Raw genomic sequence first — 22,316 nt, forward strand, 5'->3', positions numbered from 1 at the left:
ACCGCCTGAAAGGTGAGCGGTCTTCGGGCGTGGGTCATGTTTTATGATGTTCGTTGCCATCTGAATTTTGTACAGGAACTGGACGGTCGGCATGGATGAAGCGATTCGCGCTCAGGGGTTGGTCAAGCAGTTTGGTGCCACCCGGGCGCTTGATGGTATCGACCTGAGCGTGCCGCGTGGCACGGTTCTTGGTCTGCTCGGTCCCAACGGGGCAGGCAAGACGACTGCCGTGCGGATACTGGCGACCCTGCTCGTGCCGGATTCGGGGCACGCCTGGGTGGATGGGTACGATGTGGTCACCGATGCCGCCGCTGTGCGCACCCGCATCGGGCTGACCGGCCAGTATGCCTCCGTGGATGAAAAGCTCACCGGGCGTGAAAACCTGGTCCTGATTGCCCGTCTGCTGGGGTTTCCCCGGCGGGATGCCCGGGCGAGGGCGGGGGAGCTGTTGGCGGAGTTCGGCCTGGAAGAGGCGGCCCTTCGGCCGGTGCAGACCTATTCCGGTGGCATGCGACGTCGTCTGGACCTGGCCGCCAGCTTGGTTGGCCGCCCCCGTATCCTGTTCCTGGATGAACCGACGACCGGTCTCGATCCGCGTGCCCGCCTGGACCTCTGGAACCTGATCCGCCAGCTCGTGGCCGAGGGCACCACGGTGCTGCTCACAACCCAGTACCTGGAGGAAGCGGACAGTCTCGCGGATGAGATCGTGGTGATTGATCAGGGGAGGGTGATTGCCAGCGGCACCTCGGACCAGCTTAAGGCGCGCATCGGCGGCCAGACCCTGGTGCTGGTGCCGGAGCACGGGGCGGATCTGGAAACCGCTATATCGGTTGTGACGGGGATCGTGGGGCAAGCCCCTGAGGTGGACGGCACTCGGTTGCGGGTTCCGGTCAGTGACCCGGCGCTGGTGCCGGCCGTGGTGCGGCGCCTGGATGAGTCCGGAATCGTGGCCAAGGAGCTGACGCTACGCGGTGCGAGCCTGGATGATGTCTTCCTGACGCTAACCGGCCGGCACGCCAGCGCCGAGACGCCACAAAAGGATGCGGAGGTGGCCCCGTGAGCAGCCTCCAGCAGACGCTGACCCTGGCCTGGCGCTCGCTGCTGCAGCTGCGCCGTAATCCCTGGGAGCTGATGGATTTCAGTATCCAGCCGATCCTGTTCCTGCTGCTGTTCCTGTACGTCTTCGGGGGCGCGGTTGCCGGGTCCACGGAGGCCTACCTGGACTTCATCCTGCCCGGCGTGATTGTAATGAACCTGGTGTTCGTTACCGTCTACGTCGGGCACGGCCTCAACACGGACCTGACCCGGGGCGTGTTCGACCGCTTCCGGGCACTGCCCATTGCACGCTGGTCACCCTTGGCCGGGCGCATCCTGGCGGACATGGTCAAGCAGGCTTGGTGCGTGCTGCTGTTGCTGGTGGTCGGTTTCCTGCTCGGGTTCCGGCTGGGCGCGCCTGTGTGGGGCGTGTTAGTGATGCTTTTGCTGCTTCTGGTGTTCGCCTTCGCCATGTCCTGGATCATGGTACTGGTGGGCGTGATGGCGCGGGACCCGGAGCACGTGCAGCTTTTCGGATTCACGGCACTGTTCCCCGTGACGTTTCTCAGCAACGTCTTCGTGCCTCTTGAGACGCTGCCACCGTTCATCCAGGCGGTGGTTGGTGCCAACCCGGTATCGCTGCTGTCCGAAGCCGCACGCGGCTTTCTCAGTGGTGGGCCGGCGCTCGAGCCGGCCCTGTGGGCCCTCGTGTGGGCCGGGGGAATCACCGTGGTTTTCGCGCCGCTGTCACTCTGGGCCCTCAACAGGCGCCTGGCGCGCAGCTGACTTCCTGCTCAATGGCGAGATGCGCGGGCACTGGCGATCTGGTTCCGCATCTCGCTGATAATGTGGCTGTAATCATCCTTTTTGAAGATCGCGGAACCGGCGACAAAGGTATCCGCGCCCGCCGCTGCGATAGCCGCGATATTGTCTTCTTTTACCCCGCCGTCCACTTGCAGCCGGATGTTATAGCCGCTGTAATCGATTTTCTGGCGGACCTCGCGCAGCTTGTCCAGCGTGGTGGGGATGAAGGACTGACCGCCAAAACCGGGGTTTACGGACATCAGCAAAACCATGTCCAGCTTATCCATGACGTAGTCCATGTAATGCAGTGGTGTGGCCGGGTTGAAGACCAGACCGGTTTTCAGGCCAGCGTCGCGCACCAGCTGCAGGGAGCGGTCAATGTGTTCCGAGGCTTCCGGGTGGAAGGTGATGTAGCTGGCACCCGCATCAATGAACAGACGGATCAGATCATCTACCGGCTTGACCATCAGGTGCACGTCGATGGGAGCGGTTACGCCGTGTTTGCGCAGGGCCTCGCAGACCATGGGACCCATGGTGAGGTTGGGCACATAGTGGTTGTCCATCACATCGAAATGGACCATATCCGCGCCTGCAGTCAGCACGTTGTCCACTTCTTCACCCAGCCGGGCGAAGTCCGCAGAGAGAATCGAGGGCGCGATGAGAGGGTCGTTCATGGGAAGATCCGCCATTGTTGGTAGACTGTTCTTAAAGACGCCAGTTTAACGCTTCCGGCTCACTCCATACTACAGGAGGTTCTGTGTTCCCTCGTTTCCTGCCAACCCTTGTTGGATGCCTGCTTGTGCTTGGTGGTCTGGCCCCTGCTGCTGCGCAGCAGGAGGATGCCGACCAGAACGCAGCCCAGCCGCCCAGCGTCACCATGGTTCACTATGGTCCGGGGAGCGCGGGCGGATCGCTGTTTGCCCTGTATCCGGATCAGGCTATGGAGTTCGGGCAGGGCGAGACGGCATTTACCGGCCTGTTGAAGCGCGAGACCACAGCGCAGCGTCACGGTGGCGTTCTGATCGTTGCTCCTTCCGGTCAGTCACCGGATCAGGGGATTGCGGGGGCGCTTCGCACACAGCTGCCGGAGGCGGGCTGGTTGACCCTGTCGATTGCTCAACCGGTTGAACCGGTGGCGGAGATCCCCGAGAGAGTCCTCGAACCAGGGGAAGCAATCAGCAACGGGGAAAGCCCGGAAGAAGCGGGAGCGGATGATTCTAAGCAGGCTGAAGAGAAGGGTGGAGCTGATGAGTCTGCTCCTGACATGACCATCCAGGTGGCGCAGGGCGCTCAGGCACCAGGGAGGAGCGACAATTGGCAGGGCTTGGCGACAGACCGCCTGGAAATGGCAGTCGATGCACTTCGTGATGAAGGAGTGGATGTGACCGTGCTCGTGGGCATCGGAGATGGGGCGGACCTCGTCCTGCGCCATGCTCGGGCCAATGGCGCGACTTTTCCGCCGGATCAGTTCGGTATGGTCTGGATTGATGCCCGCCTGCGGTCGCCGTTCAGCAGTGAACTGGGGGCCGAGCTGGGTGAGGGGTATCAGGTCCCGATACTGGATCTGTATGACCGGGGGCTGGACGATAACCAGCGCGCGGAGACCCGCGCCGCCACCGCTCGCCGGACTGAGTTTGAGGCCTATACCCAGTCGGCTATGCCACTGCCGCGCGGTGGCGGTGCCCGTAAGCAGCGGCGTGTGCCCGTGCGGATCCGGGGCTGGCTCGCCAATAACATGAAAGCAGCGGATGCGCAGTAGCCCGGCTTCTGAGCCGGGGGTTGTGTTATGCAGCAATAGCGCCATTCTGGCCTGAGCTGGCATACTGGCCTGCATATCAGTCAACGTCATCACAACTGGATCCCGAGGACACATCATGAAGCCGGATACCCTTGCCATTCACGGTGGCTTCCAGCCCGACCCCACAACCAAAGCCGTGGCAACCCCGATTTACCAGACCACCTCCTACGCGTTTGATAACACCCAGCACGGCGCGGATCTGTTCGATCTGAAAGTCGAGGGCAATATCTACAGCCGGATCATGAATCCGACGAATGCCTTCCTGGAGGAGCGCGTTCGGCTGCTGGAAGGCGGCGTTGGCGCGCTGGCCATGGCTTCTGGCATGGCGGCCATTACCGCGTCGATCCAGGCTATTGCTGAGGCTGGGGATAATATCGTCACCACCACCCAGCTTTATGGCGGGACCTACAATCTGTTTGCCCATACGTTTCCGAAACAGGGCATCGAGGTCCGGTTTGTCAGTGCCGATGACCCGGATGCTTTTGAGGCCCGTATTGATGAGCGTACCAAGCTGATCTTCTGCGAGACCGTGGGCAACCCGGCCGGTAACATCGTGGACATCGAGAAGCTGGCCACGATTGGTCACCGCCATGGCGTGCCGCTGTTTGTGGACAATACGGTCGCGACCCCCTGCCTGTGGCGCCCCTTTGATCATGGGGCTGACGTGGTGATCCATTCACTGACGAAGTTCATGGGAGGGCATGGCACCACACTGGGTGGCGCTATCGTGGATTCCGGACGATTCCCTTGGGCGGACTACCCTGAGCGTTTCTCCATGCTGAACGAACCGGATCCGTCCTACCACGGTGTGGTCTATACCGAAGCCATGGGCGAGGCCGCTTTCATCGGGCGTTGCCGGGTGGTGCCGCTGCGCAACATGGGAGCGGCACTGTCACCGATGAATGCGTTCCAGCTGATGCAGGGGATTGAAACACTGCACTTGCGCATGGAACGTCACTGCGAGAATGCCCTCAGAGTGGCTCGTTATCTGGAGCAGCATTCGGCGGTGAACTGGGTCAGCTACGCGGGCCTGGAATCCAGCCGGTACCATGACCTCGCCAGGAAATACATGGATGGCCAAGCCTCGGGTATTCTGTCCTTTGGTATTAAAGGCGGCGACGAAGCGGGTGCCCGGTTCATCGACGCCCTGCAGATGATCGTGCGGCTGGTGAATATTGGTGATGCCAAGACGCTGGCTTGCCATCCCGCCAGCACCACCCACCGTCAGCTCAATGACGAGGAGCTGGCCAGTGCTGGCGTTCCGCGGGATCTGGTCCGTCTCGCCATCGGTATTGAGCATGTGGATGACATCCTGGCGGATGTTGAACAGGCGCTGGATGCGTCGCAGTCCTGATGCCGGTTAGCCCGGTTGCGCCTGCATCCGGGCTTATTGCTTCAGCCCGCTGAAACGTTCATTCACAAAACGACTGTGACAATTTACGCAGGAGTTGGTCATCCGATCGAAGAGCTGCTTCTGTTTTTTGGTGTGCCCTTCTTCGCCGGCCTGCGCCAGTTTTGCAGCCTGCTTGTGGAACCTCTGATCCAGCTTCAGGAATGCTTTGGGCGCCGCAGCCTTGAGCGCTTTGCGGTCCTTGTCGGTTAATTCCTGCGCCGGGATGAAACTGTCGTGAATGGCTTGGCCTTTGGTCTGTACCACTTCGTGGTTGCCGCGGATAATAGCGCTGTAAATCTCCTTCATTGCCGCCTCGACTCCGATCATTTCCTGCTGCAAAAGCCCCCGGAGTTTGGGGTTCAGTTTCGAAGTGATGTCTTCTGCCAGAGCGGGTGGCGCCGCCAGAGTTATAACTGCCAGACATGCAATGAGCAGATTGTTACGGATGGCTCTCATCGGAAATATCTCCTGATTCATGGTTTTTGTAGGTGGATCCGGTATTGGTTTATTGATGCTAATAAAATGAATCTTAAGCGGCAAACCAGTATGTCCCTGATAGGAGACTCAGTCCCGCCGGGTTATCAGTATGGCTTTAACCCTCAGCCCACCCAGTGGTGAGTCGTCAAAGGTTAATTGACCGCCGTACTGCTCGACGATGTCAGCCGCGATGGCTAATCCCAGCCCGGAGCCCGGGTGATCTTCATCCTTGCGCCAGCCGCGTTCTGCCAGTGAATCGCGTTGTTCTTCGGGGCAGCCAGGCCCGTCATCGTCAACAGTGAGTAATGTCTCTTCGCCAATCCGATCCACGCTCACTCGCACGGAGTGATGACACCATTTGCAGGCGTTGTCGATGAGGACTCCGGCCAGTTCCAGGAAGTCCTCTCGGTCCAAAGGTAGTCTCAGATCCGGTGTGGCTTGGATATCAAAAGCGATTTTTTTGTGAGCATAGACTCTGGTGAAGACCTCGACCAGTTCAGACACCGCGGTGGCAGGGGCCAGGGTAGCGCCTGGCATGCCACCGCCGGCGAGGCGTGCACGACGGAGCTCGCGCTCAACAATGTTGCGCATGACCGCGACCTGACGATGGAGTTCGTCGGACGAGTGCGGCTCGTTTTCATTGAGGCCATCGAGTACGGTCAGTGGGGTCTTAAGCGCGTGGGCGAGGTTGCCCAGGGCGTTGCGCGAGCGTGCCAAGCGGCTCGAGAGCAGACTGATCAGCTGATTGATTTCAAGGATCAGAGGATTGATTTCGCGCGGGACCTGATCGGCATTGAGTGCCTCGATTTCGCCGCGTTCAAGGCGCTGAAGTTCCTGGCGGAGGGCGTTCACTGGTGCCAGTCCACGACGGACCAAGGCCGTCTGTGACAGCACGATAAGCCCCAGCAGCAGGACGCCAAGAGCCGCTATACCACCCTGCAGCAGTCGCACTGTTGCCGTCAGCGGGCCAATATCCTCGGCAACGCCGACCACGGCGGACTGACCGGACTGGCGGAAGCCCTCAACCAGCATCATGAGCGGTTGGTCCTCGGGCCCTTGAGCACGGAACGTGCGACGCTCGCCGGGGTCGAGATCCGGCAGATTCAGTTGATGGTCCCAGAGAGAACGGGAACGCTCGGGCGCGCTGCCCTCTGTTTCAATCTGGAAATAGTGGCCGGAGTAGGGCTGTTGATAGATCTGGGTGAGCTGTTTGCTCTGGTGTGGCGGTGCCTCCTGACTCAGTTCCACGCCGGCGACCAGGGTCTCGAGGTCGTGTTCCAAGCGGGTGAGCACAAAGTCGTCTACCAGCTGGCGCGCGCTATAGCTGACCAGGACGACTGTCAGCAAGGTCGCTATCGCCACTGGAATGGCGATCCCAATAGCAAGGCGGGATTGCAGACTGGTTCGCACCCTGAACTCCCTCAGCCGTCCTGTGACCGGAAAACACCGGGATGAAAGACATAGCCCTGGCCGCGACGGGTCTCGATGGCATCGTGCCCGATCTTGCGGCGCAATCGATTGATATAGACCTCGATGACATTGCTGTCTCTGTCCTGGTCGTATTCATAAACGTGCTCGGTAAGGCGGCTCTTCGACAGGAGAGAATCCGGATGAAGCATCAGGTAGCGCAACAGGCGGAACTCGGTACCAGTGAGTTCCATACCAGTGCCGGTGGGCAAAAGCGCTTCCTGGCGATCCTCATCCAGTGTCAGACCACCCGCGGTCAGCACACCACCGGGTTGGTTGCCGGCACGGTGGATCAAGGCGTTGAGCCGGGCGATGAGTTCCTCGGTATGAAAGGGTTTACCCAGGTAGTCATCGGCCCCGGCCTTGAAGCCATCCACCTTTTCATGCCATGCATCCCGAGCGGTGAGTATCAGAACCGGAAGGGCGTTACCCGCTTTTCGCCAGTTCCGCAGCACCTCCAGTCCGGCGCGCCCGGGGAGCCCGAGATCCAGAACAGCCACATCGTAAGCTTCTTCCTCGCCCAGGTACTGCGCTTCAATACCGTCGCCGGTGACATCTGTGGCAAAGCCCGCGTCACTCAGTGCTTTCCTGAGCTGTTCGGCGAGCGCGGCCTCATCCTCGATCAGTAACAGCCTCATCTTCTGGTCACCTAATCCTCTTCGCCCAGGAATTCGCCGGTAACCGCGTTAAAACGCAGTTCACGGACCTCTCCCGATGGGGCAAGGATTTCGAGTTCGTAGATGTGTTCATCGTCCTCGCGCTCCAGCTCCACTTCCAGCACTCGGCTGTCGGGATAGTTCTGGCGGAAGGTTGTGAGGATCTGCTCAAGACCAACGATGGCCTCGTTCTCGTGCAGTTCCCGAACCTCGTCATGATCGGCCCCCGCAACCGGAATAACGGCTGCGAGGAGCAGAGCGGCGGCCATCAGCGGCCGCCATTCGCGTGTGATTGTCATCATTGGCCTCGTTTGTAGCCGCTAAACATGGACCGAACCAGGTTCTGGCGCTCGCGGATGCTTTCTACGATGACGGCGATCACGTGAAGAATCACCAGCGCAAGCGTCAGGTTGGCAAACAACTCATGGACCCCCTCAGCTGTCTCCACCAGGGCTCTTTCCTCATGCTCGTGCTCCTCATTGGCATCGCTTTTGTTTTCTTCAAATTCATAGCGGGTTGCTTCAGAGGTGCTCTCACTCTGCATCTGCGGCGCGGCAACCAGCCACCCGGCCAGGGGGCCTTCACCCTCTTCCCCGGCCAGCACTACCATGCCGCCACCACAGGTGATGAGCAGGGACAGAATGATCGCCAGGATCATGGCACTGCCAGCCGGGTTATGTCCCCTGTAATACTCAGCGCGACCCCGGACATTGTCGCGCAGGTACGCCAGAATCCTCCCGGGCGAGAAAATAAAGTCGCTGAAGCGGGCATGCTCGCTCCCGACAAAGCCCCAGATGATGCGTAATACCAACAGCGCTACAATGAGATAGCCCGACCAGGCATGCAGCCACTCGGGCTCGCCTTCGGTGAAGTAGGCGGTAAAGAAAGCCACCACCAGTAGCCAGTGGAAGATGCGTATGAACGGGTCCCAGACCCGCACCTGATTGTCCTGTTTCATGGTTGGTTCTCCGCTGTCTATGGCTTGATGATTTCAGCCTAGGCGGAGAACCTTAATTCAGTCTTAAAAGGGCTCCGGTTTATCCCGTTCAGTGCGCCGAATCCGCATCGGTGCTGGTGAGACCAAGGTCGCTCAGGATAGCGTAGAGCGCGGGCAGCGCGATCAGAATCAGCACGGTGGAAATCAGCAGACCGAACACAATGGAAATGACCAGGGGAATGACCGCCATGGCCTGGGTGCTGGTCTCGGTCAGCAGCGGCAGCAGACCCGCGATGGTGGTGCTGGAGGTGATGAAAATGGCCCGGAAGCGGTCGCGGCTGGCCCGGCTGGCGGCACTCAGGGCATCCAGCCCGCTCTCCCGGTGGATGCGGATAAACTGCACCAGCAGGATGGCGTTGTTCACCACTATCCCTGCCAGTGAGGCTGCGCCGATCAGTGACGGCATGGACAGGTTGTACCCCATCAGGATATGGCCCCAGATAGCGCCCATGAAGGCTACAGGGATCGCCAGCATGACGATCACGGGCTCGATATAACTGCGGAACTGGAACGACAGAATCAGGAATATGCCCACCAGCCCGATCACCAGGCCCCGCGCGATGGACTGGCCGGTCTCCCGGGAGCGTGCGGTCTGACCTTCAACGGTGATCCTGAGGCCTGGGTAGCGGTCCTTAAGATCCGAAAAGGTTGCCTCTTTCAGGTCGCCCACAATGGCAGCGGCGTTAGCCGTTTGCGCATCGACGTCCGCAGTGACGGTTGCGGTGCGCAGGCCGTCGATCCGCGTGATCTGACCCCAGTCCCGCGAGTCCTCGATCCGGGCCACCTCGGTCAGTGGCACTGCCTCGTCATTGGCGCTGAATACGACACTGTCGGTCAGAAAGTCCAGTGTATTCCTTTCCGTTGCCTTCTGACGCAGCAGTACCTCGATGTACTGATCCCCCACCTGGACAGAGTCGACAATGTCACCGAGTAGTCCCGTCCGGATCTGGTTCGCCACATCACGGGCATCAATACCCAGCGCCAGCGCGCTTTCCCTGAGTGACAGCAGGCGCTGGGGTTTGCCGGGCCGGAGGTCGTCCATGATGTTGAAGGTGCCGGCGTAATCGCCGATGGCTGTGGACAGGTCCGTGGCAGCCCGCTTCAGGGTGGGCAGATCCTCGTGCTGCAGGCCGACCTCGATGGGAATGCCCGCGGGGCCGAAACCGGGCTCCTGGATGTTGAGGCTGACCAGGCCATAGATGGCGCCAATGCCCTCATACCAGCGGCGTCTGAGCGTATCCAGGTTCGTGGTCCGCTCTTCCGCCGTCAGCAGGTCAACCATGACGGTTGCGATGTGGGGCCCGGTTTCTCCGGCGCTGGCATGGTGATTGAAACGGGTCTGGATGTTCTCAACCAGAGGCTGCTCTCCGGGCTGGCGCGGCGTCAGGTCTTTGTTGATCGACTGCATGGCCCCGCTGACCTGGTCCGTAACCGCCTCGGTGCGTTCGAGCGGGGTGCCTTGGGGCATGAGGATGCGCGCTTCCAGCACGTCGCCTTCTATATCCGGCATCCCCTCCATCTTGATCACGCCATAGGCGATCACGCCGAAAGAGCCGAACAGGAACAGAAGTGTTATCGCCAGCACCCAATAGCGCGCGTGGATGGCGCGGTCCGCGACCCGTCCGGTCTGTTCCCGTAGGGCCTCAAAGCGTCGGGTAAAGCTGGCCCTGACGCGGGAATCGGAGGCCCCCTCCAGGGCCCGGAGGCTTCCCTTGAGATGATGGGGCAGGATCCAGAAGGCCTCGATAAGGCTGGCGGCCAGGGCGGCGAGAAGGGCAACCGGCAGCACTTCGAGCACCGCCCCCATTTCCCCGGCCAGGAACGCCAGGGGCAGGAATACGGAGGCGGTGGTGAGAAAGGAGGACATGACGCCGGGAAAGACCTGGCGAGCGCCATGCGCGGCGGCCTCCAGCGCGGACCGGTCCTGCGTGGCACTGGCCGCAATGTTGTCGGTAATGACCACCGCATCGTCCATGACGATACCAATGGCCATCAGCAGGGCGACCAGGGTGATCATGTTCAGCGTAAGCCCGGTCGCCATCATGACCGCAAAGGCCCCGGCAAAGGCGGCAGGCAGTCCGAACAGCGCCCAGAGCGCGAGGCGTGGGCGGAAGAAAAGGCTCAGGACCAGCCCGACCAGCACCAGCCCGAAAATGCCGTTTTCCACCAGCATCTGAAGGCGGTCGCGAACGATGGACGTCATGTTCTGGGTCAGGTCAAGATTGACCGTATCGGCTCGCGCGTTCAGTTCCCGGTTGCGGAAATCCTCAAGTTCGTCCATGACGCGCAACGCATCCGCCCCAAGGCTCTTGTGTACTTCCAGAATGATGGCCCGTTCACCGTTGAACGTGACCCGTTCCTCCTCCCGTTCATGGGTGACGCTGATGTCAGCAATATCGCCCAGCCGGATCTCAGCGCCACTGCGGCCACTGATCACCTGGATATCCTTGAGTGCTTCAGCGTGCCGGCGCTGATCCACAAATCGAAGCTGGACGTCCTGCCGCTCTGTTTCCACGGTACCCAGCGGCATATCGAGATTCTGGCGCTTCAGGGCCGCGGCGATATCCGTGCTTGCCAGGTCATACTGGCGCAACTGGTCCCGCGAGACTTCCACCTGCCACTGGCGCTGTGACAGCCCCTGAGTCACAACGTCCGCGACACCGTCGAGGCGCAGAAGCCCATCCTCCAGATCGTCCGCGTAGGCTTCCAGATCGTTGAAGGACATGGGCCCGGAAACGGCGAGGGCGGCCACCAGATTGGTCCGGTGGCGTTCTTCGATGATCGGATCCTCGGCCCGCTCGGGCAGGTTCTGGAGGGCCTCGATTTCCGTGCGGATGTCATCCAGGAAACGTCCCATGTCGCCACCGCGTTCCATGCTGGCCACGGCCCGGGCCATGTTGTCCCGGGCGGTGCAGGTGAGCTCTTCCAGGTTCTCCACCCGCTGCAGGGCCTCGTTGAAACGCCGGCAGATGGCCTCTTCCACGTCCGCTGCCGTTGCCCCCCGGTACTCCATGGTGATGCTGACTTCCGGCGGGCGGTAATCGGGGAAGGTCTCGCGCTTGAGGTTGGGCGCGGCGAACAGCCCGATGGCCAGAATCAGAATCAGCAGCAGGTTGCCCGCCGTGGGGTGGGCGGCAAACCAGCGGATCATGGAGCGGAACTCCGGGCCTGGTTGCGGATGGTGTTGAGAGCGTCTTCATCGCGGTTCGGGCTGAGCCGGGTGCCGTCGATGGCGGGAACCAGATCATCCAGCACCAGCCGCTCCCCGGGGGTCACTCCCTCGCGGATGACCGAAAGATCATTCTGGGTCCACGCCACCGAGACCCTGCGCCGTTCAAGGCGGTCGCCGTCATCGGCCAGATAGACGGTATCCCCGTGGATGCTCGCTGCGGGAACCACAATCACCTCATCCGGTGTCGGCAGCGACAGGGTGCCCTGCACGTACATATCCCGCACCAGCGGTGGCTGCTCGGGCGGGTTGGCATTGCGGTAGGGCTCATCCACGCTCAGTACCACCTGGACGGTGCGCGTTCCCGGGTCGAGGCCGCTGGCAACACGCGTGACACTGGCATCCCAGGTCGTGTCCGGATCACCGGCCAGTGAAAGCTGCGCATCGATCCTGCTGAGATCAATACGGCGGTGGAGATCCGCTATGTTGTCTTTCAATTCAGCGGGTGGCATGTCCGGTAACTGGCGTAAAAGGCGGCGCAGCTGGGCGACCGGGAGCTGGATGACGGCTTCTGCAGTTGCAATGCCATCGGCCTTGAACAGGGTCTGTCCCGGGCGCACCTCTTCGTCCTGTTCCACATTGGCCTTATGGATGCGCAGGTCAAAAGGCGCACTGAAATGGGTGTCCTCAAGATCCTGTCTGGCCTGTCCCAGGGCCGCTTCTGTGCGGGCGATGCGAGCTTCCAGGTTGTCCCTCTGGCTCGGGATCAGTGCGAGTTCATTCTCCAGCGACTGCACGGCCTGACGCTGCTGGAGGGTGGCGCGTTCCTGTTCATCCAACCGGGTGCGGGAGACAGCGTCCCTTTCGGCAAGATTGCGAATCCGTTCGAGTTCCTTTTCCGCCAGGGCCAGGCGCTCCTTCTCCAGCTCCAGCAGCAGGCGGGTATTGGCGGCTTTCTGTTCAAGCTGGCGCTTGTCGCTGCGCGCCGAGGCAAGGTCCGCTTCCGCGCTGGCGACCGCCAGTTCGTACCGGGTTGGATCGATCTGCAGCAGTTCCGTGCCTTCATTGATCAGGTTGCCGCTTTCGAGATCGGGGTGACGTTCGGTGATGCGGCTGCCAACCCGTGCGACTGCCTGCCAGCGTCGTGCCGCGCGGACGTTGCCGTAACCCTTGGCCTCAACGCGGAAGGGCATGGGGGTTATGGGCATCACCCGCACACTGCGGGCTTCAGTGGCTGAATCAGATTCCGCGGGCCCCGGCCTGAGATTAGCCATTACCACTATAAAAACGATGCCTGCCACCAGCGACAGAGCAATGATGAGCAGATTCTTCCAGCGTGACGGTATGGCCAAGTGAGGTCCCAAAGGCGGTCTGCATTTAATAAAGATTTATCTAATACGTTAACCCCGGGCGGTAATTCTTTACAATGACATCCGTCAGTGACTGGTGCCCTCTTCGTACTGGATCTTATTCCAGACGTTGTACTTGCCGGAGGGCTTCTTCATGGGAATGCGCTTGAGCTCTTCCAGGGTATCGGCATCATAGACGATGACCGCCCCGTCGTCGTCCCAGATGCTGAGCAGGAGCTTCTCGCCGTAACGGTCAAACTCCACGTGGGCGGATGTCTTGCCAGGCTCCGGCTGGAGCGTCTTCTCGATTGCCAGGGTCTGCTTGTCAATCACATGGACCTTGTCATTGTTGGGACCGAAGAAGACATCCACCCACGCGTAGCGGGAATTCTCGTGGCTGCGCATGAAAAAGCCCGGGCCGGCGGTTTCGAGGGTCTTGAGAACCTCCCAGTTCTCCATGTCGATGATGGAGACAGCACCGGTGCGGAAGTGTGGCGTCGCCATCACGCGGCGGCCCTTGTAGTCCCAAGTGATGCCGGACCCCAGGTGGGGCATGCCAGGCAATGGCAGAGTGGCGATGGTGTCGCCGGTATCCAGGTCAATCACGTGCCCGTTCTTGCCGTCGCGCGCGGCACCGATCAGGTGCTGGTAATCCTGGTCGAAAAAGAAATCGTCGAGATGGGTTTCCGTCTCCATGCGGCGGACCTTCGCCTCACCATCGACAACACGGATTTCCCAGGCCTCGGGAATGTCCTTGAGGGCGGCAATGAAGCTGTTTCTCGGCGGCGCGGTGTAGACGGCGCTGACGCGGGAGCTTTCCATCGCTTTTGGTACGGCATCCTGGTATTCCAGGCTGTGCCAGCTGGTCTTGGCGGACTGGTTCTCATCCGGACGTGCCGCGGGGATTACCTCCATCAGGCTGAGGTCCTCGGCATCGAACAGGGCCATGGTGTGGGGCAGGTAGTTCGCTGCCAGCACATGCTCGCCATCGGCGGAGACAGCGATGTTGCGCATGTTGATACCGGCCCGGATCTCTGCAACCACCTTGAGGTTGTACAGGTCGTACTTGGTAATCCAGCCATCCCGTGACCCAAAGTAGACAAAGCGGCCCTGCGGGCCGTATTTGGGCCCGCCATGGAGGGCGAAGCGGGTGGGGAAGCGGGTGATGGGTTCCATGCGGTCCCCATCGAGCAGGGTGACGTGATGGTCACCCTTCTCAACCACCAGGAAGAGATTCATCAGATCCGCTACATAGATGGGGAATGGGTCGAGCGTGTCGACCGGGTTGGGCACACGGTGTGATGCCGTTATGGCCTGCTTGCTCCATTCCAGGTCGTCTTCCGGCTCGGTGTAGATGAAATCCACCAGGCGGGTGATTTCCCCGTCCGAGAGCACGTCACCATAGCCGCTCATCTGGGTGGCGTCACGGCCATTGCGGATGACGCTCTGCGCGTCCTCCCGCGACAGTCGTGAGAGGTTCTCCGGCAGAAGCGCTGGCCCGGTAACACCGAGTCGGTCGGAGCCGTGGCAGCTGGCGCAGTGTTTCTGATAGAGGGATTCGGTGGCGCTGGCTTCGGTGTTGCTGGCCTGTAAGAGGGGTGCCATGGCGAACACAAGCAGGAAAGCAACGCTGGCTAAGGTGGGCTTCAAGATAATACTCCCTGGTGCGCCCGGGTTATCGGGGGGCGGCTCTGCTTACTTTGAGAAGGCGCTAGTTTGTCCGCAAGGGCCACCACTTCGCCCACGATGATCAGCGTCGGGGGATGGAACTGGTCGCGCTCCGCGGTGTGTGGAAGCTCCGCCAGCGTTGTGACCGCCATGCGCTGTTGATCTGTTGTTCCCCGTTCGATCAGTGCAACAGGACAGCTCCCCGGAACGCCGTGATGCATCAGGTTGTGCGTAATAGCACCAGCGTTGCTCAAGCCCATGTAGAAAACGCAGGTCTGCTTAGGCGTGGCCAGGGCGGCCCAGTCGAGGTCGAGGCTCTGGTCGGCTTTGCGGTGGCCTGTCACAAAGGTCACGCTCTGGGCGTGGTCGCGATGTGTCAGCGGCAAGCCGCATTGTGAGGCACAACCGGAGGCTGAGGTGATTCCCGGAACCACCTGGAAGTGGACGCCCTGTTCCATCAGGTATTCGGCTTCCTCACCGCCGCGGCCCAGAATATAGGGGTCGCCGCCTTTGAGACGGACTACCCGCTGTTGCTGTTGCGCCCGGGTCGTGAGAAGGGCGTTGGTGTCCGCCTGTGGAACGCAGTGATTACCGCTGAATTTGCCGACATGCAGACACTCCGCTGCCGGATTGACCAGTTCCATAACCTGGGGAGAAACAAGCCGGTCATGAAGGACCACATCGGCCTGCTGGATCAGCATCAGCGCGCGCAGGGTCAGCAGTCCAGGGTCGCCTGGGCCTGCGCCAACGATGGCGACATCGCCGGCCCGGAAGGGTGGCTCCGCCAGCTGGAATTCCACCAGGCGTTTTTTCTGGTTGGTGTTGTCCATACGGCGCTCCTTAAAGGTTATGGACCGGAATCTCCATTGCCGGCGTGGCCACCCGGCGGTCGCTTTCAGCTACTCCGATTTCCTCGTTGGTCAGGTAACACCCAGGGTCTTCTTCCCAGAAGTCGCCGGAGACGTTATAGGCCCTTACACGGGTGTTGCCGTTGCACACGGGCAGGTAATGGCAGGCGCCGCAGCGCCCCTTCACCGGGCGTGGCCGTTGGCGGAAACCGGCCATCAGCGGATCGTTCTCGTCGCTCCAGATCTGTGAGAAGGGGGTTTCGCGAACGTTGCCCAGAGTATAGTTCCACCAGAACGTATCCGGGTGAACGTTGCCCAGGTTGTCGATGTTGGCGATGTTCACGCCCGAGGAATTGCCTCCCCAGTTCACGAGCCGTTGCCACAGGTTGTCCACCTGATCCGGGTAGTGTTCCCGTGCCCATTCCATAAGGAAGGGCCCATCGGCGTCGTTATTGCCGGTGACGTACTCGCGCTCAATGCCCTGCTGGAGCTCGCTGTGGCAGTGATCGAACATCATGGTCATGGCCTGGCGGGTCATGTCATACCAGGTATCGCGCTTGCGGTTGCGCCCGCCACGCCCCGAGTAGTTCAGGTGGGACAGATAGAACTTGTCGATGTCGTATTCGTCCAGCAGCCGCAGGATATCCGGCAGCTCATGGAAATTGTCCTGGGTCAGCGTGAAGCGTAGCCCCACCTTGATGCCGGCCTGACGGCACAGCTCCACAGCCTTCATCGAGTCGGCGAACGAGCCCTGTTTCTGGCGGAACCAGTCATGGGTGGCCTCAAGCCCGTCAATGCTGATGCCGACGTAGTTGTAACCCACGTCTGCGATCTGTTGGATGTTGTCTTCGGTGATCAGGGTGCCGTTGGTGGACAGGCCCACGTAGAACCCCATCTGCTTGGCGCGATGGGAAACCTCAAAGATGTCACGCCGCATCAGGGGCTCGCCACCGGACAGAATCAGCACCGGCACACCGTAGTGCTTGAGGTCGTCCATCACGGTATGGACCTCGTCGGTCTCCAGCTCACCTTCAAAATCAATGTCCGCGGATACCGAGTAACAGTGCTTGCAGGTCAGGTTGCAGCGCCGAATCAGGTTCCAGATGACCACGGGGCCCGATGGCTTTGTGGCTGGCGGCACCGGGCTGGGATGCAAAAGGCTTTTGATGTAACGGGTCATTCTGAACATGACGCCCCCTTATTGTTTGCGCTGAAGGCGCAACCCCGTCTTTTTAAGGATTGCGGAGCTGTACAGGGTCTGATGCCCATGGCAGGCATCGCCCAGCAGCTCATGAATGCGTTCGGCCTTGGTTTCGACCTCGTCCTGGCTGGTGCCGTGGACCATGGCGAAAAGGTTATAGGGCCACAGTGGCCGGTGCCGTGGACGCTGATAGCAGTGGCTGACAAACGGCAGTTCGCCCACTGCCTGGCCCAGTTGCCGCGCCTGGTCATCGTCCACGTCCCAGACCGTCATGCCGTTGAATCGGTAGCCCAGACGGTAGTGGTTGGGCACGGCGGCGATGCGGCGCAGCACACCATTGGCCTGCAGACGCTGGAACCGTGCCAGGGCCTCGTCGCCACTGATGCCGATCTGCTCACCCACCGCAGCCCAGGGATCGGACACCAGCGGCAGTCCCTGCTGGGTCGCAACGATCAGGTCCCGATCCAGGCTGCCCAGAGCCGTTGATTCAGACGTAGAAACGGAGGTTGACATGGAACTCCTCCTCCTTGGGCATGTTGTAGACGCCGTAGCCGGTCTGTGACTCGATCCTGCTGATCACCGAGTGAATGGCGTCTGCCTGTTCAGTGGCCAGTACAAACCACATGTTGAGGTCATGCTCGCGCCGGTAATTATGTGCAACTTCCGGGAAGCTGTTGACCTGCTCAGTCACGGTTTCAAAAGCCTCTTCCGGAATGGCCATGGCTGCGAGGGTCAGGCCGCCACCCATTTCACCGGCATGGAACATGGGGCCGAAGCGGGTCAGCAGGCCGGATTCAAGCATGGCCTGGAGGTGCGACAGCAGGCTGTCTTCCCCGATCCCGAGCTCCTCGGCTATGGTCGCATAGGGATGCGGAACCAGCGGCAGCCCATCCTGGAGGCGATTGAGAATGGCCCGCTCGGTGTCGCTCAGTGTGGGCACTGTTTGTGGTTCAGCTATTGCCGACATAGCGGCCTCCGCGCTGTCGGTAGGCCTTGCGGCTGAACAGAACACGGTGCTGTGTTGCCTGAAGGCCGTGGTTATCGCGCAGCTTCTGGAGCTGTGCCAGAACCTGCTCACGATCCGTGCCGTGGATCATGCAGAACAGGTTATAGGGCCAGTCCGGAAGCTGTCGCGGGCGCTGATAGCACAGTGTTACGAAGGGTTCTTCTGCGAGGGCGCGCCCTATTTCCGCCACCTGCTCATCGGGAAGATCCCATACCACCATGGCGTTGGCCTGGTAGCCCAGTGTCCGGTGTCGAACCACCAGGCCCATCCGTTTGATCAGGCCAGTCTCTTGCCATTCGGTTATGGCATCCAGTACGTCCTGCTCGCTCAGACCGCAGTCAATGGCCAGTGCCTGGTAGGGCCTGGGCTCCAGTGGCAGTCCGGTTTCCAGCCGGTGGCGCAGCATCAGCAGTTTCTGTGCCTGGCTGAGGTGACTTTTGATGGACTGGGGCATACGGCTCATGTCAACGCCTCCCAGTCGATATCGAAGGCGAGATCGATGTGGTACGCCACGATCATTGGCAGCCTGAGTACAGGCAGCTCAAGTGTGCTCTCCAGCTCATCCAGCTGTGCATCCAGTGTTGTTTGATCCGGTGCAGTCATGACAAACCAGAGGTTGAATGTGTGTTCCCGGGCATAGTTGTGATTGATGCCCGGGAAGTGATTGATCCGGTCGGCGACCTGATCAATCCGGTGTTCCGGTGCCGCAACAGCTGCGAGCAGGCTGGCGCCCGCGCGGCTGTGTTCAAAGACGGGTCCAACCCGGCTGATGATCTGGTGCGCCTGGAGCGCCTCCAGCCGGCTGATGACCGCCTGTTCGCAGAGGCCCACCGCTTCACCCATTGCCAGGAAGGGGCGGGCGGTTACGGGCATCTGCCTCTGGTAGAGGTCAATCAGCCGTTTGTCGGTCGCATCCAGTCGCATCAGCTCACCCGGATCAGTACACGTCGTGCTGTGTGTTGTAGACGTTGAACTTGCCCGTGGGCGTAACCAGGCGCTCGTCCTTGATTACTTCTTTCAGCTCACGGGTTTCGTCATCCACAACCACCAGGGCGGATTCCTGCTCCTTGCCGTTCCAGACTGAGAACCAGACCTCATCACCGGCCTTGTTGTACTCAGGCTGCACGACCCGCTTGGGTCCTTCGCCCAGGTCGGCCCACTTGGCAATCGGCAGGCGCTCGTACCCTTCATCAAGGTTGTTGATGTCAAAGACCACAACACTTTGCTTGATCTTGTCGTTGGGGTTGAGTGGGTTATCCACGTACAGGTTGTCCGATTCCGGGTGGGTTTTGATGAACAACGAGCTGGCGCCCTGGCCTTTCAGGGTGCGGACCACTTCCCAAGCGTGTTCCGGATGGTTTTTCGGGTCCGTGCCGATCAGCTGGACGGTGTCGTCACCCAGGTGGGAGGTCGCCCAGACGGGGCCGTATTCCGGATCCACGAAGTTGGCGCCACGACCGGGGTGGGGGATGTTGCCCACGTTAACCAGCTCCTCCAGTTCACGCTCCCTGGAATCGACCACCGCAATCTTGTCGGACTCGTTGGCGGCGGTGAGGAAGTAGCGCTTGGTCCGGTCCCAGCCGCCGTCATGCAGGAAGGGGGCGGAATCGATGGTGGTTACGGACAGGTTATCGAGGTCCTCGTAGTTGACCAGCTTGATCTTGCCGGTCTCCTTCACGTTGACGATGAACTCCGGGTGCTCGTGAGAGGCAACAATGGCCGCTACGCGGGGTTCCGGATGGTACTCCTGCTCATTGACCGTCATGCCGCGTGTGGAGACGATTTTCTTGGGCTCCAGCGTCTGGCCATCCATGATGGTGTACTGCGGCGGCCAGTAGCTGCCGGCAATCGCCAGGTCGTCTTCGTAACCCTCGAACTTGGAAGTTTCCACCGAGCGTGCCTCAAGACCAACGGTGATCTCGGCAACTTTAGCGGGTTCTTCCATCCAGAGGTCGATCATGGTCACGCGAGCGTCGCGGCCAATGACGAAAACATAGCGACCCGAGGCGGACATGCGCGAGATGTGAACGGCGTAACCGGTTTCAATGATCTCTACGATTTCCTTGGTGTCACCGCTGATGAGGGCCACCTGACCGGCATCCCGCAGGGTGACGCTCATGAGATTGTCCCGGTTCAGGTTGTTCTGCGGCTCCGTGGGGCGCTCTTCCGGCGGAACGTAGACCTCCCAGCTCTCACGCATCTTCTCCATGCCGAATTCCGGCGGCTCCGGCGGTTCGTGCTGGACGTATTTGGCCATCATCTCGACCTGTTCGTCGCTCAGCTCGCCCGAGTCGCCCCAGGCTGGCATACCGGCAGGCGAACCGCTCTGTATGAAGGCCTTCAGATAGGCCATGCCCTTTTCCTGGGTAATATCCGGTGTGAGCGGCTTACCGGTTGCCCCTTTGCGCAGCACGCCGTGACAGCCCGCGCAGCGGTCGAAGAAGATCTGTTTCGCCTCCTGGAAATTCTCCTTCGTCATCTTGGGCGCGCCCTGAGTGGTCATGAAGTCCTTGGTGGATTCAGGATCAATGCCACTGGGTGCCCCCTTGTAGGCAGCGCTGTCCTTATCAGCGTGCTCTTTGTCTGCAGCCTGTAAGGGCATGGCTGCTGTGGCTGCAATAGCCACAGCCACCGCTATAGGTTTGAATAGATGGTGGGTTGCTTGCATAAGCCGGTCTCCTTGGTGCCCATTTAATACATCCTCTATATTTCTTTTGTTTAATCTTTAAATCATTGAGAAAAGTCACGCATAACGAACATGACCGCTGAAATACCTACACAGGAGTAGTCTCTACAGGGTGTAAGCGGATTAAACATTTAATTATCATCAATGAATAACCGGAAAACCTTAGTCAGACTTAATAAAACAGGATGTGGGGATGGGGAAGACAACGCCGTGCCGCTTTTAAGAGCAACAGCTGCTGTACTGGTGACGACCGCCGTCCTTGCTCTTCCGGCGCAGGCAGCGGATTCAGGGAAGTCGGAGCTTCGGGAGCTGGTGGTTCAAGACTGTGGTTCCTGTCATGGGCTAAAGCTTGGCGGTGGGCTGGGACCGGGGCTGCGTGCGGGCGACCTTAAGGGCCGGTCGATTGAAGCCATTGCGGCCATTATCCGGGAAGGCGTGCCCGGCACAGCCATGCCCCCCTGGCGGGATCTGCTCAGCGACCAGGAAATCCAGTGGATCAGTGAGCAGCTTAAATCCGGCGCTCTGATCAAAAGCGATGATTCGAGGTGATTGCATGAAATCTGTTTACGATCGACTCCGGCTGATGGCGGCCCTGATCGCTGTCGTGCTGCTGGCGGGTTGCCAGATACTGCCGGAAGAGCGCCCGGCGCTGCGTGGCACTGGTGATCTCGGACTGATTATTGAGCGGGCTTCCGGGTCGGTACTCGTGGTTGATACTACCGAGAAGGCCGTCCTTGATCGTGTGGAGGGGCTTGGCAACCTTTCCCACGCTTCGGTGGTGTATTCCCGGGACGGGCGTTATGGCTATGTTTTCGGCCGGGACGGTGGTCTCACCAAGGTTGATCTGCTGACCCAGACCATCGAGCGCCGTATTGTCCAGGCGGGCAACAGCATTGGCGGCGCTATTTCACAGGACGGCCAGTATCTGGCGGTCTCCAACTACGAGCCGGGCGGCGTCCGGGTTTTTGACAGCGAGACCCTGGAGCAGGTCGCGGACATCCCGGCTAACTATGAGGGGCAGGATGGCGAAACACGCCAATCCAAGACAGTCGGTCTCGTGGATGCACCCGGCAACCGGTTCGTGTTCAGCCTCTTTGATGCCGGCGAGATCTGGGTTCTGGACATGAAAAATAGCGAACCGGAGGTCACAAGGCACGAGGCGGGTGCCCAACCCTATGATGCGCTGATCACGGGTCAGGGTCGCTGGTATGTCGCGGGTCTTTTTGGTGAGGACGGTCTGTCAATGGTGGATCTTTGGAACCCGGAACAGGGCGCCCGGCACGTTCTGTCTGACTACGGCAGGGATGGCGAGCGGCTGCCTGTGTACAAGATGCCTCATCTGGAGGGCTGGGCAATCGCGGGGGATCGTGCCTTCGTTCCGGCTGTCGGTGGTCATGAGGTACTGGAAGTAGCTATGGACAGTTGGGACCTCGCCGGGCGCATCCCTGTTCATGGCCAACCGGTGTTTGTCATGGCCAGCCCAACGCATCGTCAGATCTGGGTGAGCTTCGCGCATCCCAATAATGATGTGGTTCAGGTGATTGATCCCCAGACCTCTGAGATCATCCGGACCCTGGAGCCTGGTGAGGCGGTTCTGCACATGGAGTTCAGCCCCCGAGGTGAGACGGTCTGGATTTCCGCCAGAGACAGTAATCGGGTTACCGTTTACGACACCCGAACGATGGAAAAAATCACGACTCTGAAAGCGAAGAAACCCAGTGGCATTTTCTTCACCAGCCGGGCCCACAGGCTGGGGCTGTGA

General features: G+C 60.4%; 22 protein-coding genes. 6 read left to right on the top strand and 16 right to left on the bottom strand.

What is annotated here, in order from left to right; genetic code table 11:
• The first annotated feature begins 91 nt into the window (after window positions 1-91).
• Together AAF659_RS06435 and AAF659_RS06440 are read left to right on the top strand one after the other, a co-directional pair.
• On the top strand, window positions 92-1,060 hold the full coding sequence (locus AAF659_RS06435; protein WP_349750895.1) for an ATP-binding cassette domain-containing protein: 969 nt from the start codon (window positions 92-94) through the stop codon (window positions 1,058-1,060).
• Window positions 1,057-1,821, top strand: coding sequence for an ABC transporter permease (locus tag AAF659_RS06440; protein ID WP_349750896.1), 765 nt, complete (start codon window positions 1,057-1,059; stop codon window positions 1,819-1,821). Before AAF659_RS06435 ends, AAF659_RS06440 begins: the two co-directional genes overlap by 4 nt.
• Before the next feature lie 8 nt (window positions 1,822-1,829).
• Here AAF659_RS06440 and rpe read toward each other — a convergent pair whose 3' ends face one another.
• A complete protein-coding gene (gene rpe / locus AAF659_RS06445) occupies window positions 1,830-2,513 on the bottom strand; it encodes a ribulose-phosphate 3-epimerase (RefSeq protein ID WP_349750897.1) in 684 nt (227 codons plus the stop codon).
• A gap of 83 nt (window positions 2,514-2,596) precedes the next feature.
• Here rpe and AAF659_RS06450 point away from each other — a divergent pair, with 83 nt between their 5' ends.
• Both AAF659_RS06450 and AAF659_RS06455 read left to right on the top strand, forming a co-directional pair.
• Window positions 2,597-3,598: a DUF3530 family protein gene (locus AAF659_RS06450; RefSeq protein WP_349750898.1), complete on the top strand. Its 1,002-nt coding sequence runs from the start codon at window positions 2,597-2,599 to the stop codon at window positions 3,596-3,598.
• 115 nt (window positions 3,599-3,713) lie between these two features.
• Window positions 3,714-4,991 (top strand): O-acetylhomoserine aminocarboxypropyltransferase/cysteine synthase family protein, encoded by a 1,278-nt coding sequence (locus AAF659_RS06455; protein ID WP_349750899.1) that lies wholly within the window; start codon window positions 3,714-3,716, stop codon window positions 4,989-4,991.
• A 33-nt stretch (window positions 4,992-5,024) separates the two neighbouring features.
• Here the strand turns inward: AAF659_RS06455 and AAF659_RS06460 are convergent, their stop codons facing one another.
• From AAF659_RS06460 to AAF659_RS06530, 15 genes are all read right to left on the bottom strand, one after another.
• Window positions 5,025-5,507, bottom strand: coding sequence for a cytochrome c (locus AAF659_RS06460; RefSeq protein ID WP_349750900.1), 483 nt, complete (start codon window positions 5,505-5,507; stop codon window positions 5,025-5,027).
• Window positions 5,508-5,594: 87 nt separating this feature from the next.
• Window positions 5,595-6,917 carry a sensor histidine kinase gene (locus tag AAF659_RS06465; protein ID WP_349750901.1) on the bottom strand — a complete coding sequence of 441 codons (1,323 nt, stop codon included), beginning with the start codon at window positions 6,915-6,917 and terminating at the stop codon, window positions 5,595-5,597.
• Window positions 6,918-6,928: 11 nt separating this feature from the next.
• Complete coding sequence (locus AAF659_RS06470) at window positions 6,929-7,612, bottom strand: response regulator transcription factor (RefSeq protein WP_349750902.1); 684 nt, start codon at window positions 7,610-7,612, stop codon at window positions 6,929-6,931.
• Window positions 7,613-7,623: 11 nt separating this feature from the next.
• A complete protein-coding gene (locus tag AAF659_RS06475; protein WP_349750903.1) occupies window positions 7,624-7,932 on the bottom strand; it encodes a PepSY domain-containing protein in 309 nt (102 codons plus the stop codon).
• The gene (locus tag AAF659_RS06480; protein ID WP_349750904.1) at window positions 7,929-8,588 is read right to left on the bottom strand and encodes a cytochrome b/b6 domain-containing protein; all 660 of its coding nucleotides are present in this window, start codon (window positions 8,586-8,588) and stop codon (window positions 7,929-7,931) included. Before AAF659_RS06480 ends, AAF659_RS06475 begins: the two co-directional genes overlap by 4 nt.
• 88 nt (window positions 8,589-8,676) lie before the next feature.
• Window positions 8,677-11,778: an efflux RND transporter permease subunit gene (locus AAF659_RS06485; protein ID WP_349750905.1), complete on the bottom strand. Its 3,102-nt coding sequence runs from the start codon at window positions 11,776-11,778 to the stop codon at window positions 8,677-8,679.
• Window positions 11,775-13,148: an efflux RND transporter periplasmic adaptor subunit gene (locus AAF659_RS06490; RefSeq protein WP_349750906.1), complete on the bottom strand. Its 1,374-nt coding sequence runs from the start codon at window positions 13,146-13,148 to the stop codon at window positions 11,775-11,777. Before AAF659_RS06490 ends, AAF659_RS06485 begins: the two co-directional genes overlap by 4 nt.
• An 84-nt stretch (window positions 13,149-13,232) precedes the next feature.
• Window positions 13,233-14,795, bottom strand: a complete 1,563-nt coding sequence (locus AAF659_RS06495) for a cytochrome D1 domain-containing protein (RefSeq protein ID WP_349750907.1) — start codon at window positions 14,793-14,795, stop codon at window positions 13,233-13,235.
• Complete coding sequence (cobA, locus tag AAF659_RS06500) at window positions 14,792-15,643, bottom strand: uroporphyrinogen-III C-methyltransferase (RefSeq protein WP_349750908.1); 852 nt, start codon at window positions 15,641-15,643, stop codon at window positions 14,792-14,794. The genes AAF659_RS06495 and cobA overlap by 4 nt, the downstream gene beginning before the upstream one ends.
• Window positions 15,644-15,653: 10 nt before the next feature.
• Entirely contained in the window at window positions 15,654-16,850 is a 1,197-nt protein-coding gene (gene nirJ, locus AAF659_RS06505; RefSeq protein WP_349750909.1) for a heme d1 biosynthesis radical SAM protein NirJ, read from the bottom strand.
• A gap of 9 nt (window positions 16,851-16,859) precedes the next feature.
• The gene (gene ahbB, locus AAF659_RS06510) at window positions 16,860-17,375 is read right to left on the bottom strand and encodes a siroheme decarboxylase subunit beta (protein WP_349750910.1); all 516 of its coding nucleotides are present in this window, start codon (window positions 17,373-17,375) and stop codon (window positions 16,860-16,862) included.
• Window positions 17,350-17,829 (bottom strand): Lrp/AsnC family transcriptional regulator, encoded by a 480-nt coding sequence (locus AAF659_RS06515; protein WP_349750911.1) that lies wholly within the window; start codon window positions 17,827-17,829, stop codon window positions 17,350-17,352. The genes ahbB (AAF659_RS06510) and AAF659_RS06515 overlap by 26 nt, the downstream gene beginning before the upstream one ends.
• On the bottom strand, window positions 17,813-18,331 hold the full coding sequence (ahbB, locus tag AAF659_RS06520; RefSeq protein ID WP_349750912.1) for a siroheme decarboxylase subunit beta: 519 nt from the start codon (window positions 18,329-18,331) through the stop codon (window positions 17,813-17,815). Before ahbB (AAF659_RS06520) ends, AAF659_RS06515 begins: the two co-directional genes overlap by 17 nt.
• On the bottom strand, window positions 18,328-18,792 hold the full coding sequence (locus AAF659_RS06525) for an AsnC family transcriptional regulator (RefSeq protein ID WP_349750913.1): 465 nt from the start codon (window positions 18,790-18,792) through the stop codon (window positions 18,328-18,330). The genes ahbB (AAF659_RS06520) and AAF659_RS06525 overlap by 4 nt, the downstream gene beginning before the upstream one ends.
• 13 nt (window positions 18,793-18,805) lie before the next feature.
• Window positions 18,806-20,536 (bottom strand): cytochrome D1 domain-containing protein, encoded by a 1,731-nt coding sequence (locus AAF659_RS06530; RefSeq protein WP_349750914.1) that lies wholly within the window; start codon window positions 20,534-20,536, stop codon window positions 18,806-18,808.
• Window positions 20,537-20,797: 261 nt separating this feature from the next.
• On the opposite strand from AAF659_RS06530, the gene AAF659_RS06535 reads away from it, so the two are divergent.
• Window positions 20,798-21,103, top strand: a complete 306-nt coding sequence (locus AAF659_RS06535; RefSeq protein WP_349750915.1) for a c-type cytochrome — start codon at window positions 20,798-20,800, stop codon at window positions 21,101-21,103.
• Window positions 21,104-21,107: 4 nt separating this feature from the next.
• Complete coding sequence (locus AAF659_RS06540) at window positions 21,108-22,316, top strand: cytochrome D1 domain-containing protein (protein ID WP_349750916.1); 1,209 nt, start codon at window positions 21,108-21,110, stop codon at window positions 22,314-22,316.

Source organism: Salicola sp. Rm-C-2C1-2 (assembly GCF_040196175.1).
Classification (GTDB): domain Bacteria; phylum Pseudomonadota; class Gammaproteobacteria; order Pseudomonadales; family Oleiphilaceae; genus Halospina.

Bases quoted from the DNA above. Each gene is read 5' to 3' on its own strand.
- AAF659_RS06435 (WP_349750895.1), top strand. From the start codon at position 92: ATGGATGAAGCGATTCGCGCTCAGGGGTTGGTCAAGCAGTTTGGTGCC.
- rpe (WP_349750897.1), bottom strand. From the start codon at position 2,513: ATGAACGACCCTCTCATCGCGCCCTCGATTCTCTCTGCGGACTTCGCC.
- AAF659_RS06455 (WP_349750899.1), top strand. From the start codon at position 3,714: ATGAAGCCGGATACCCTTGCCATTCACGGTGGCTTCCAGCCCGACCCC.
- AAF659_RS06460 (WP_349750900.1), bottom strand. From the start codon at position 5,507: ATGAATCAGGAGATATTTCCGATGAGAGCCATCCGTAACAATCTGCTC.
- AAF659_RS06470 (WP_349750902.1), bottom strand. From the start codon at position 7,612: ATGAGGCTGTTACTGATCGAGGATGAGGCCGCGCTCGCCGAACAGCTC.
- AAF659_RS06475 (WP_349750903.1), bottom strand. From the start codon at position 7,932: ATGATGACAATCACACGCGAATGGCGGCCGCTGATGGCCGCCGCTCTG.
- AAF659_RS06480 (WP_349750904.1), bottom strand. From the start codon at position 8,588: ATGAAACAGGACAATCAGGTGCGGGTCTGGGACCCGTTCATACGCATC.
- AAF659_RS06485 (WP_349750905.1), bottom strand. From the start codon at position 11,778: ATGATCCGCTGGTTTGCCGCCCACCCCACGGCGGGCAACCTGCTGCTG.
- cobA (WP_349750908.1), bottom strand. From the start codon at position 15,643: ATGGACAACACCAACCAGAAAAAACGCCTGGTGGAATTCCAGCTGGCG.
- nirJ (WP_349750909.1), bottom strand. From the start codon at position 16,850: ATGTTCAGAATGACCCGTTACATCAAAAGCCTTTTGCATCCCAGCCCG.
- ahbB (WP_349750910.1), bottom strand. From the start codon at position 17,375: ATGTCAACCTCCGTTTCTACGTCTGAATCAACGGCTCTGGGCAGCCTG.
- AAF659_RS06515 (WP_349750911.1), bottom strand. From the start codon at position 17,829: ATGTCGGCAATAGCTGAACCACAAACAGTGCCCACACTGAGCGACACC.
- ahbB (WP_349750912.1), bottom strand. From the start codon at position 18,331: ATGAGCCGTATGCCCCAGTCCATCAAAAGTCACCTCAGCCAGGCACAG.
- AAF659_RS06525 (WP_349750913.1), bottom strand. From the start codon at position 18,792: ATGCGACTGGATGCGACCGACAAACGGCTGATTGACCTCTACCAGAGG.
- AAF659_RS06530 (WP_349750914.1), bottom strand. From the start codon at position 20,536: ATGCAAGCAACCCACCATCTATTCAAACCTATAGCGGTGGCTGTGGCT.
- AAF659_RS06540 (WP_349750916.1), top strand. From the start codon at position 21,108: ATGAAATCTGTTTACGATCGACTCCGGCTGATGGCGGCCCTGATCGCT.